Annotated in this window: 9 protein-coding genes; 1 reads left to right on the plus strand and 8 read right to left on the minus strand. The window is 32.2% G+C overall.

What is annotated here, in order from left to right; genetic code table 11:
* Positions 1-222: 222 nt before the first annotated feature.
* The 6 genes from HYN56_RS07455 to HYN56_RS07480 all read right to left on the minus strand — a co-directional run bounded on the left by HYN56_RS07455 (position 223) and on the right by HYN56_RS07480 (position 8476).
* Positions 223-621, minus strand: coding sequence for a hypothetical protein (locus HYN56_RS07455; RefSeq protein WP_109191599.1), 399 nt, complete (start codon positions 619-621; stop codon positions 223-225).
* Between the two features lie 146 nt (positions 622-767).
* The gene (locus HYN56_RS07460; protein ID WP_109191600.1) at positions 768-2558 is read right to left on the minus strand and encodes a hypothetical protein; all 1791 of its coding nucleotides are present in this window, start codon (positions 2556-2558) and stop codon (positions 768-770) included.
* Positions 2559-2571: 13 nt separating this feature from the next.
* A complete protein-coding gene (locus HYN56_RS07465; RefSeq protein ID WP_109191601.1) occupies positions 2572-3798 on the minus strand; it encodes a DUF4249 domain-containing protein in 1227 nt (408 codons plus the stop codon).
* 4 nt (positions 3799-3802) lie between these two features.
* Positions 3803-6589, minus strand: a complete 2787-nt coding sequence (locus HYN56_RS07470; RefSeq protein ID WP_109191602.1) for a TonB-dependent receptor — start codon at positions 6587-6589, stop codon at positions 3803-3805.
* Entirely contained in the window at positions 6590-7237 is a 648-nt protein-coding gene (locus HYN56_RS07475; RefSeq protein WP_109191603.1) for a hypothetical protein, read from the minus strand.
* A gap of 276 nt (positions 7238-7513) precedes the next feature.
* Positions 7514-8476: a helix-turn-helix domain-containing protein gene (locus HYN56_RS07480; RefSeq protein WP_109191604.1), complete on the minus strand. Its 963-nt coding sequence runs from the start codon at positions 8474-8476 to the stop codon at positions 7514-7516.
* A gap of 106 nt (positions 8477-8582) precedes the next feature.
* On the opposite strand from HYN56_RS07480, the gene HYN56_RS07485 reads away from it, so the two are divergent.
* Positions 8583-9659, plus strand: a complete 1077-nt coding sequence (locus tag HYN56_RS07485) for a fatty acid desaturase family protein (RefSeq protein WP_109191605.1) — start codon at positions 8583-8585, stop codon at positions 9657-9659.
* Positions 9660-9730: 71 nt separating this feature from the next.
* On the opposite strand, the gene HYN56_RS07490 is transcribed toward HYN56_RS07485, so the two are convergent.
* Both HYN56_RS07490 and rpsO read right to left on the minus strand, forming a co-directional pair.
* Positions 9731-11866 (minus strand): polyribonucleotide nucleotidyltransferase, encoded by a 2136-nt coding sequence (locus HYN56_RS07490; RefSeq protein ID WP_109191606.1) that lies wholly within the window; start codon positions 11864-11866, stop codon positions 9731-9733.
* A 169-nt stretch (positions 11867-12035) separates the two neighbouring features.
* Positions 12036-12302 (minus strand): 30S ribosomal protein S15, encoded by a 267-nt coding sequence (rpsO, locus tag HYN56_RS07495; protein WP_008466503.1) that lies wholly within the window; start codon positions 12300-12302, stop codon positions 12036-12038.
* Positions 12303-12446: the final 144 nt, after the last annotated feature.

Raw genomic sequence — 12446 nt, forward strand, 5'->3', positions numbered from 1 at the left:
CTCTGACTTGTGTTTAAGAGATTCTGCAGTAATTTTAGTTTTTATAATTTGATCACAACTTTTATTTTGCGAAAAAAATGTAAATGGAAAGAGTAAGGTTAATAAAAATATATAAAAAGCTGTTTTAGACATCCGAAGGATTATTTTATACAAATTTAATCATTAATGAAATATTAATTTTGGTGGATTAATATTTCATTAATGAATCTAATTTATCAAATTTTATGGAGTTCCTGTCTTAGTTTCAGTTCCTCTTGAAGTTTCAGGATCAATGTCTTTTAAGTAAGATAAAACTTCAGTGATGTTGCTAACAGTATCAGATGTGTAATCAACTTCAACATACCAAACATCGCAACTTTCAGGAGTTTCTTCAGAGAAATCGTAGTCAAAAAACATTTGTAAAGTAGTTCCTATTTCTGTAGGCTCTTCAACAGTTGGATTATTTGGATCTTCAGAATTGATGTATAAAGTGGCTCTTATTTTTAAGGTAAGTGCGCCTCCTTTTGGTGTATAAAAGCTTGTAGAAACTAATGGAGGTACAGGATAAGTAACGGTTTCAGGGTGTTCAAAAATGAAATCTCCGGTATTGATTCTTGTGTTTTGTAAAACAGTATAAGCCATAAATAATGGTTTTAGGGTTAAAATTTATTTTTAGTATACTAAAGGTATTTTTTTTCTTTAAATAAAATATAAAAACACCTTTAGTTTTTTATCTAATTTAACTCTTGTTGGAGTGTTAACGCGTATTAAGAGTTAACATCAACTTTTTATTTTACAGTAATATTTTTTGAAACGTATACCGGCTGTCCGTTTTCAGTAAAACCTTCCAGGACAACTTCAAAGTTTCCTTTAACATCAGAGGTGTAAAAAGACAGATTATCTTCTTTTGTATCCAATTTGATATTTGGTTTCCATAACAATTGATATCTGTAATCCGGAATTCTTTGCAATTTATTTCCTGCTGCATAGTCAGGGTTATTATAGATTTTTTCTGGATTTGGACGTTGAATTTCCATTGTTTTTAGATATTTCTTAGCATAGTTTGTAGAAAACTCATTGTTTTTAGTTTCAAAACTAATTAATCCTCCATACAAATTTGGTCCATAAACGTAGGGTTCAGTTATTAAACTTACTTTGTTTACATTGGCCATGTTGTATTCGAAAAGATCACTGGGATCCTGAATCAAAAGTCCGTCAACAAGAACTAATGGCGGGCCATAAATCATTAAATCTTTTTGATTATTTCTAATGTGAAGCTGGTATTTACCATTTTCTTTTCTATAATAAAGTTCAACAATAACTTCAACAATATTTTCTTTCAAAGTTGGAAATCGCGTGTAGTCATCCAGAACGTATGATTTTTCTATTGTGGTAAAGAAAGGATTCATAACGGCTTCAGTAACCAGACTGTCTTTCTTTATTTGGTAATATGCATTTTGAATTTGACTCGCAGTGGATCTGTCTTCAATATCATTTCTTAACTCTGGTGATAAATTAAGTTTGGATGTAAACTGCAAAGAAGAAGTATCAAACTTTGGAAATGCATCTAAATGAATAATATAATCATTTGGTTTTTCGTCGAGAACCTGTACTATAGCGTTTGGAAAATTTGGAAATTGGTCTAATAAAAAAGCAAATTTCCCCTGAGCATTAGTCTTAACAATTTTTAAAACATATTCTTTTCCGGGTAATGATAAGGCTATCGATTTATTGCTTAGGTCTCTATTGTTGTTTGATGTAAGATTACCAGTAATTAGTTCAGAGCGAAGTTCAGGGATATAATCAAATGTGTTTGGTGTATTGGTATAGGCTTCAGCAGTTTTTTTAGCAAATTCTGATGGGGTTAATTGTTTTAGGGTAGGAATTTGATCGGTCTTTCTAATTGAAACAGAATAGTTTCCTTTTTCAATTGTTTCAGTTAAAGATTTTAATTTTAAATTGACTTTTTCTCTTGTATAATAGCTTTCTTTATCAAACTCAAAATCGATTCTTTTGTCGTTTCCTGAATTGGAGTTTGTTACTTGTGAAATTACTGATGCTTTCTGAGGATCAGAAATATCAAATGTTATATTCTCATTTGGTTCCTGAGACTGAAATGGATTTATGATAAAAATGTCTATTTCATGTTTTTGAGAATGTACATTATTTAACATCCATTTGGTGTAAGCGATAACTTTATAATTTCCTGTTTTTAAAGTTGTAGGTATAAAATAGTCGCCGGTTCCAATTCCGTTATCAAGGTAAATTTTGTTTTTTTGAATTGATTTTTTATCACTGTCAACAAATTCAACATAAGCAATTTTGCTGATCTGACTTGTTTTATTGTTCAAAGGATTCAGACAGTATAACTTAAAAAACAATGTCTCGCCAGTCAAAAATGTAGTTGTGTTGGAGTGAAGAAAAATAGTTTCCTGAGTTAAAGTATCAGGAAGAGAATTTTTGTTCTGTGAATTCTGAGCAAAAGTACCTCCGCTTTGGATGCACAAAAGCACTAATAAAATTAATTGTTTAATCCTAAATGAGATATTACTCTGATTATATGTAGAAAAGTTTTTCATGAATTTAAAAGAATTAATCTATCCAAAATGGAGGAACAATGTTAGAAGAAAACGTAGTACAATCACCACAGGCCGGTTTTACCATTCCATAATTATCTTGAGAATTAGATACGTATACTAATGTTCGTAATCTAATTGCGCTACGTAACTGTACACCGCTGCAAGGAGGAAGTCCTACACAATCTACAAAATCTCTAATATTACAATCTGATTCATAATAAGGAGGCAGAGGTTCTTTTGGAAATAAATCTGCATAATTAAAGAAGATTCTTTCTGAAGAAACTGCGGAAACTTCAAAGAAACCAATCACTTTTTCAGATGGATTTTCTACCGATTTTATATTACCATAAAAGAATCCGGGTTGCTTAGGAGATAGTACACTTCCTGAAGATGATAAATCTTTTAAAGTTTTATAATAAGTATATGCAGCCAGATTTTGAACATATTGTTTTACAAAAATGCTATAACGATGTGAAATTATATAATTCTGATTGCTGATAAAACGTACAGGAAAATGCACACGATCATCGCTTTGGCTATTGGTACTATTCAAAATAATATAGTCAGATTTTTTTGTAGAATAACAAGTTCTGGTTTCTCGATTTCTAAGTCTAACCTCAATTCCTTCACCTGCAGGAACACCCGGAAAATCTTCATCTGGATTTGCTGGAATGGCTGGATAATTAACCATTATAGCTTCTCTGGGATCCCATACAGGGGCTATGATTTTATAAGTTTCGGTATACTCGTATCGATAATATTTTGAAGTGTTAGTAGGGTCAACACTGTTTACATTGATTTGTACGCCGCGTTCTCCATTAACCGTTTCTACAGTAGCTGTAACATTGTCAATTTTAGTTTCGGTAGTTAAAACTTGTTCGTCAGAAGCATAGTTTTTGCCTGTACTTGTTTTGATTTTTAATTGATACTTTCTTCCTGGTTCGGCTCTGAAAGGAGTTATAGATTCGTAAACGGTATCTTTTTCCACAAATTGATATTCATTTCCCTGATCGTCTAAAATGAATACATTTGCACCTTTCTCCATCCTTGGACCGGTTTCTTCGAGTTGATAAACTTGTGAAAGTCTTATAGTTTGATTTTTGACTTCGTTTGTTATGGTTCCTTCAACCACCAGAGCACTTTCAAAATCGGTATTCTGAAAAACATATTGTTCCGTGCAGCCGCTAATTGCAAATGCTAAGATTAAGAACAAAGAGATTTTATATATATTTTTTTTCATGATTTTAGAACTTGAAATTATAAGTGATACTTGGAATTGGAATAGAAAAAATAGATGTTTTATAAGCTTTGATTTGTCCCTCTTTTGTAACAAAAAATACAGAATAAGGATTGTTTCTTCCTAAAACATTGTAAACTGAAATATTCCAAAAACTATGAGCTAATTTTTTGATTTTATGATTTCCTTCAATGTTTAAACCAACATCAAGTCTAAAATAATCAGGAATTCTAAATTTGTTACGATCGCTATAAACTGTGTATTGTTCATTGCCGTAATCGTATTTCCCAATTGGATACGTAATTGGTCTTCCGGTTTGATAAGTAAAGTTACTCGAAAAACTATAACGTTTTGTAATTCTGTAGTTTAAAACCGCACTAAAGTCGTGGGGCTTGTCAAAATTAGAAGCAAAGTATTTTCCGTCATTAACTTTTTCCTGTTGAAACTGGCTGTCAAGCTTTATTAAAGATCGTGAATACGTATAACCAAGCCATCCGTTTAATTTACCAACTTGCTTTTTGATTAAAAACTCTATTCCGTAAGCTTTACCTTCGCCCTGTAAAAGTTCCGTTTCAATATTTTCATTTAATAATAATTCAGCACCAACTTTGTAATCCAGAATATTTTTGGATCTCTTGTAATATCCTTCTAAACTAAGTTCAACATCTCCGTCTTTTAAATTTTTATAAAGACCTAAAGAAACTTGTTGAGCACTTTCCGGTTTTACATTTAAATCTGAAAGTTTCCAGATATCTGTTGGAGACTGTGTTGTATTATTGGATAATAAATGAATGTATTGATATGTTTTGTCATAACTTGCTCTCACAGAAAAATCATCAGTAATGAAATATCGTGCAGCAAGTCTTGGTTCAAATCCGCCATATCTTTTAATTACTTCATTGTTTCCATAGGTTTTGGTCTCAATTACTGTAGCATCACTAATTGGTAAATTCTCTTCATAAATTCTCTGAGTAGATTTTCCTAAAGCAGAAAAAGTTGAATATCGTAAACCAAAATCCAGAAGGAATTTATCGCTTATTTTGAAGTTGTCACCAATGTAAGCCGCAGATTCTAAACCTTTTTCAGTTTCAACATCAATTGGAATTAAAGTTGAGTTAGGGTTTGTCGGGTTTAAATATCCCGGATCAACAGAGTACAATTTTGTCGAAAGACCATAGCTAAATTTATGTTTATTGCTGTAGAAATAGTTCATTTTCAACATGGCCTGAGTTTCGTCAATTTTATATCCAAAATCAAAACTGTTTGTTCCTTCAGACTGATAATCGATATTAAACTTGTATTCGCTATTGGTAACAATTAATGAACCTTTATTTTTTTCATTAAAAGTATGGTTCCATTTTAATGTTGCTAATCTGTTGCTGTATTTATAAAGTGAATCCGAAGAAACGCTGAACTTGTCATGGCTGTAATATAATGTAGATTCAATATCGTTATTGGCATTTATCTTATGATTGTATTTAAGAATAAGATCATAGAAAGAAGCCTGACTGTTTTTTAAATTTTCATCATCCAGACTTTTTAAAATGTAATCTGAATAAGTAGCTCTTCCTCCTGCAACCAGACTTGATTTTCCTTTTACAATAGGTGTAGAAACCATCAAATTACTTGTAACTGGCCCGATTCCGCCTTCTCCCTGAAATTCATTCACGTTACCACTTTTGGACGAAATATCAAAAACAGATGATAATCTTCCTCCAAATTCAGCAGGAATACTTCCTTTGTATATGTCAACTTTTTTAGTTGTATAAGGATTCAGAGCAGTGAAAAATCCAAAAAAGTGAGACGGATTGTATAAAGTAGCATGATCCAGTAAAAATAAATTCTGATCTTCTTTACCACCTCTGACATTGAATCCGGCAGAACCTTCTCCTGCTGTTTTTATTCCGGGCATAGTTAAGGCAACTTTCAATATGTCGCGCTCACCAAGAACCAACGGAACATTTTTGATTCCTTCAGCATCAATAGTGGTTACTCCTGTTATAGCAGATTTGGCACTTTTACTTTTATTAGTTTTAATAAGGACTTCATCCAGTTGGTTTATGTTATCGGTCAATGAGAAATTTAATGCTCCATCATTATAAACCATGATATTTTTAGTCACTTTATTATAAGAGAAACTCTCTGTTTCAACAACATTTAATCCTCCGGGAACTTGAAGGCTGTAATATCCTTTTTTATCTGTTGTAGCAGAAAATTCAGAATTTGGTATTTTTACAATAATATTAGCAAGTCCGGAATTGTTTTTTCCACCTCGTATCACACCTGATAATGTATAGGTAGATTTCTTTTTTTGATTTTTAACTTCTTTACCAATAAGAACCAGATCTCTAATGTTTTTATTAGGATTTCTGGAATTCGTCTTTTTTATTGAGTCGTATTGCTGATAGAATATTGGAGTAGTGATTTGTCCATTTTCATCTCTTTCAAGAGGAATTCCAAAATAATCATCAGGTAGCTGACTGTAAATTATACTGTTGTTTGTAACAATAACTTTGTTGTCAGAAATATAGAAGTTAAAACTTGTGTTTTGAAAAACATCTTCAAGAACTTCACCAATTTTAGTGTCTTTAAATCGTTTATTTATTGAAGTACTATCATTTTCAAACCATTTTTCGTCAAAGTAAAATTTGTAATAAGACACTTTTTCAATGTCCTGAATAGCAGTTTTTATATTGGCATTTTTAAATTCAACTGATATTTTGTCGCTGATTACCTGAGAATATATGATTTGTTGAAAGGCTATTAAAAATAGAATAAGAGTAATTTTTTTCATTTAATTAGAACTTTTTTTTAAAAGACCATTGATTTGTTTTGTTAGATTTTCCATGAATTGTGGTTTGTTGGAACGTTCTAATTTTCTGTCGGTACTGTAAATACTATTTATTTCCTTTTTATAGTTTGGGAAGATTTTCTTAAAATCTTTTTCTGTTTCCACTTTGTAGAAATAGTTGTTATATTTAAGGATATAACTGATTTTATAAATGAAATTATAGTAAATAATATCTGCCTGAAGCGATTTTACTTTTTCTTTAGAATGTTTAATATAAAGAGAAACATTATCGCCAATATAGGTTTCCTCATAGATGCCTTTTATAGTAGAAGGAAATTTTATGGATTCTTCTTTAAGATTGACAAATTTTTTGTTTTTGATAAAGAAATAGTCAACCTTTTCGGTAATGAGGTTTATAGGTAAATTTTCAGAAGATCCATTTTGTTTGTAGATAACCTGATCTTGCAGAATGTCGTATTTGAGATTGACACTGGAATAAATTTGTCCTTCATAACTGATATCACCGAGATTGAATTCCTCAATATAATATCTGTTTTTGCCTGCCAAAGGGCGGAAAGGCTCACTGTGGACAATTCCGTTATTGATGTTTAGATTGTCTTTTCCAATGGCTTCATCGAAGTAATCGTACAATGACGATTTTTCAACAGATTGGGAATGTAAATACGATATGTTTAAGAAGCTTGCAAATATCGATAGATAAATGGTTTTTTTTTGGTAATTTTTCAAGGGAACGTGATTAGTTTGTTTTTGGATTGATTAGTTCCAAAAGTATTAAAAAAATGTTATAAAAATCACGCAAAGGTGTTAAAATGTAATAAAATTTTTATGTTATTAAAATGAAAAATCTCAATCCATTAGTTAATTTGGAAGAATGTTGAATATTGCGTTTAGGAAACACAGAAGTTTTTAAAATAATAAATCTACTTGCGAGTTTATCTTTTCCAGATAATAATCTATTTTTCTGATGGCGCGATTAAAGAAAAGATGCTGTTCTTTTATACCGGACTGAGCTAAAGGAATTGAGTTGAGAATTTGTTGCTTAAAAAACTGATGGACATTTTTACAGCTGTCTTCGTTGTCTGTAATGAAATAGCCTAAAAGTGTATAAGGAACAAACATGGTTAATTTCTCGTCAGTTTCTATGAGCATATTATTGTTTAATAGTATGAGTTCGTTGTAATAAATAGAGAATCTTTCGTTTGGTTCGTTACATTTTGATTTTATTAGTTCAATAATTCTTTTAAGGTCTGTGCAAAGAGCATTTGCACTTTTTAAACTCAAAAGGCCGGCTTCATAAAAATAAAGAATTTGTTGTAGACTGCTGTTTATGGTCGTGTCGTTCCATACCTCATTTACGATTGTGTTCTCGTATATCTTTTTTAATTTTTGCATGTATTCTGTAAAAGATTCATCGATTACAAAATTTTCAAATGAGGTTTTCTTTTGACTGGAATTTAAAAGATTAAGCCAGACAAATGCTTTAAATTTTGAGAGTATGGTTCCGTCCATAAAGTAAAACAGCGGAATGTCTTTAGCAGAATAAAATAACTTTGTTTTCTTATTTTTTGTTAATGCTTCTATATTTTCTGCAGATGATTTGAAATACTGAAGCATGTCTTTTAAGTTTTCGATTTCAATTGTTTTCTCAACAATTACCTTTCCCTTTTTCGAAAATAAATTATCTAAAGAAATATTGAAATGATTAGCCAGTTTAATTGTTTCATCAATAGAAAATTTGCTTTTGCCTGAAATTCTTCGGTATGAAGCATCATAGCTAATTTCTAAAACAGCGGCAATTTCATCAATCAAAGAAATGGATTGAGGTATTTTCTGTTTGATGGCTTTTAAAAATAATTCCTGTGATTTCATATTTTGCGATAATCGCAAAATTAATAAAAATTTCCATCACTTTGCGCAAATTGAAATGCGATAAATGCAATAGGTTTGCCTTGTAATTTTTTAAAAAGACACTTTTATGAAAGCTAAATATTTTAATAAATCAGAAGAAGAGAAGGTATTTTTTACGGCATTAAAAGAGAAAGTGCATGAGAAACTAAAGCATAAAACTATTTCTCACGGCGATGCCAGATTTTGGTTTAAAGGTCTGTTTTGGACTTTTATTTGTTATTCTTCTTATTCATTGCTTTTTTTGGATTCGGTAAGTAAAATGCATTTTTGGATATTGTATGTAATTTTTCAGCTAGCCGGATTGCTTATCGGATTTAGTTTTGGTCACGATGCCTCTCATAATACGGCATTCAAAAATAAAAAGGCAAATTCAGTTTTGCACTTTTTTAGTTTTCTAACGGTTGGAATAGATCCATTGCTTTGGGGTTTGAGGCATATTCGTTCACATCATTTGTATGCAAATGTTGAAGGAAGTGATATTGATATCGATAAAAATCCATTTTTGAGATTGAGTCCAACGCATCCATGGAAGCCAAAACATAAGTACCAGGCTTATTATGCGCCATTTGTTTATATGTTTACGCTGTTACATTCTGTTTTTATGAGTGACTGGGTCTATTTGTTTTCAAACGAATATGACTGGATGAAAAGAGGAGTTTCTAAACTTGAACTTTACTTTAGATTTTTACTGTATAAAGTATTTTATTTTTCTCTCGTATTAATTTTTCCATTATTATATGCTCACTTTTCCTGGTCTTTCATTGTTGTGACTTTTCTAACGGCAAGTGCTTTTACTTCGATGGTTTTTATTATAATGCTGGTAGGAACACATTTCTTTGATGGGGCAGATTATCCGCAGCCTGAAGGAGAATTTTTAGAACATACTTGGGCAGTTCATCAGCTTTATACAAGTTGCGACTGGGATGCCAATAAGAGCTGGGCAAGATTTTTAAGTGGTGGATCCAACTGTCATGCTGCGCATCATCTTTTTCCGAATATCTGCCATACCAATTATAGTGAAATTAATAACATAATTGAAGAAACAACAAAAGAATACAAACAACCTTATCATCATAAAACGTTATTTGAAATGATGTTTTCCCATTTTAAACATTTGCAAAAAATGGGAAATCCAAAAGAATAAAACTTAAAAACCCCAATTCAATAATGAATTGGGGTTTTCTATGAATAAACCTTTAGTAAACTAAGATCTGATTACTCTTTTTTCTCCTCACGTGGAGGTCTTGGAACAAGCGCTTTTTTAGACACTTTTTCTTTTTTAGTTTTAGGGTCAATTCCTAAGTATTTCACTTGGAAAACATCTCCCATTTTAACTACGTCAGCAACGTTTTCAGTACGTTCCCAAGCCAATTCAGATACGTGAAGTAGTACTTCGTTTCCTGGTGCAGCAGTATATTCTACAACAGCTCCGAAATCTAACATTTTGATTACTTTAACTTCGTAAGCTTCTCCCATTTGAGGTTTGAAAGTTAAAGCATCAATTTTAGCTAATACAGTTTTGATACCTTCAGGATCAGTTCCTAAGATTTCAACAACTCCTTGCTCGTCAACTTCGTTAATAACGATAGTAGTTCCTGTAGCTTTCTGTAATTCCTGAATTACTTTTCCTCCAGGTCCAATTAATGCTCCAATAAAGTTTCCAGGAATAGTTCTGGTAATGATTTTTGGTGCATGAGCTTTAACGTCTGCTCTTGGAGTAGCGATTGTCTCAGTTAATTTTCCTAAAATATGTAAACGTCCATCACGAGCCTGAGCTAATGCTTGTTCCATGATATCATAACGTAATCCTTCGATTTTGATATCCATTTGGCAAGCTGTAATTCCATCAGCAGTTCCGGTTACTTTAAAGTCCATATCTCCTAAGTGATCTTCATCTCCTAAAATATCAGACAATACAGCAAATTTCTCACCGTCAGTAATCAATCCCATAGCAATTCCAGAAACTGGTTTTACCATTTGAACTCCGGCATCCATCAAAGCCATTGTTCCAGCACATACTGTTGCCATAGAAGAAGAACCATTAGATTCTAAAACCTCAGAAACAACACGGATTGTGTAAGGACAATCTGCAGGAATCATATTTTTTAACGCTCTTTGAGCTAAGTTACCGTGACCAACTTCTCTTCTTGAAGTTCCTCTTAGTGGTTTTGCTTCACCAGTAGAGAAAGGAGGGAAGTTATAGTGTAAGTAGAATTTTTCTTCACCTTGCTCGCTAGGCGAGTCGATTTGGTTAGCCTCTCTAGAAGTTCCTAAAGTTACTGTAGCCAAAGCTTGAGTTTCTCCACGTGTAAATAAAGAAGAACCGTGAACTCTTGGTAAATAATCAGTTTCACACCAAATTGGTCTGATGTCTGTAGTTTTTCTACCATCTAAACGAACGCCTAATTCTAAAACAACGTTACGAACAGCTTCTTTGTTGGTTTTGTAGAAATATTTAGAAACTAAATCTCCATCAGCAGCTAATTCTTCTTCCGTAAATAAAGCTTTTACTTCTTCTTTTACTTCAGCAAATGCAGCACCTCTTTCGTGTTTAGCTGAACCAACTTTTGCAATAGCATAGATTTTATCGTATGCTGCTGCTTTTACTTTTGCGTAAATTTCTTCGTTTTCTCTCTCTCCTTCGTAAGTACGGATTTCTTTTTTACCAAAAGCTTCCTGTAAACGATATTGAGCGTGAATTTGAACTTTGATAGCCTCGTGAGCAAATTTAATAGCTTCGATCATTTCAGCTTCTGAGATTTCTTTCATCTCACCTTCAACCATTGCTACAGAATCCATAGAAGCTCCAATCATCATATCGATGTCAGATTTTTCTAATTCTTCTCTACTTGGGTTGATAACCAATTTTCCGTCGATACGTGCAACACGTACTTCAGAAATTAAGTTATAAAATGGAATATCTGAAACTGCTAATGCTGCAGAAGCCGCTAAACCAGCTAAAGCATCTGGCATAACTGTTTCGTCATGAGACATTAATTGAATCATAACTTGTGTTTCAGCATGGTAATCGTCTGGGAAAAGTGGACGTAAAACACGGTCAACTAATCTCATTGTCAATATTTCGCTGTCGCTTGGACGTGCTTCTCTTTTAAAGAAACCTCCAGGGAAACGACCTGCTGCTGCGAATTTTTCGCGGTAATCTACCGTTAACGGTAAAAAATCAACGCCTGGGTTTGATGTGCGAGCTGAAACTGCTGTTGCAAGAATCATAGTATCGCCCATTCTAACTACTACAGAACCATCAGCTTGTTTTGCCAAACGTCCTGTCTCGATTGTGATGCTTCTGCCATCACCTAAATCGATTTTTTCTACAAATAATTGTGGAATCATAAATTTTTTCCTTTTGATTATACAATGGGTTTTAGTTGTGTTGTAGTTGTTGTTGTGTGTAGTTGTTGTTATCTAAAACCCAATGAAAAACCAAACTTTTTTTCTTGTAATAGTATGCGTGTAATGTAAAAACAAAAAGAGGCACTTTCGCACCTCTTTTCTATATTGATTATTTTCTGATATTCAATACTTTGATAATCTCACGATATCTGTTGATATCTTTCTTTTTCAGATAATCCAACAAAGCTCTTCTTTTACCTACTAATAGTACAAGAGAACGCTCAGTGTTGTAATCGTGACGATTTTTTTTCAAGTGTTCAGTTAAGTGAGAAATTCTGTAAGTGAACAATGCAATTTGACCTTCTGCGCTTCCAGTGTTTGTTGCACCACCGTGTTGTGCGAAAATCTCTTCTTTCTTTTCTTTAGTTAAATACATTCCAATATTATTTAATGATTTTTATGTATGTCATACAACTTTTGTAAGACGGGTGCAAAATTAGATTAAAAAAACAAAAGAATCAAACAAAAATAAAAGAATCTTAAAATAGAGGTGTAGAAAATTGTGTTTTAATGATTTGAA

This window comes from Flavobacterium crocinum (assembly GCF_003122385.1).
GTDB classification, from domain to species: domain Bacteria; phylum Bacteroidota; class Bacteroidia; order Flavobacteriales; family Flavobacteriaceae; genus Flavobacterium; species Flavobacterium crocinum.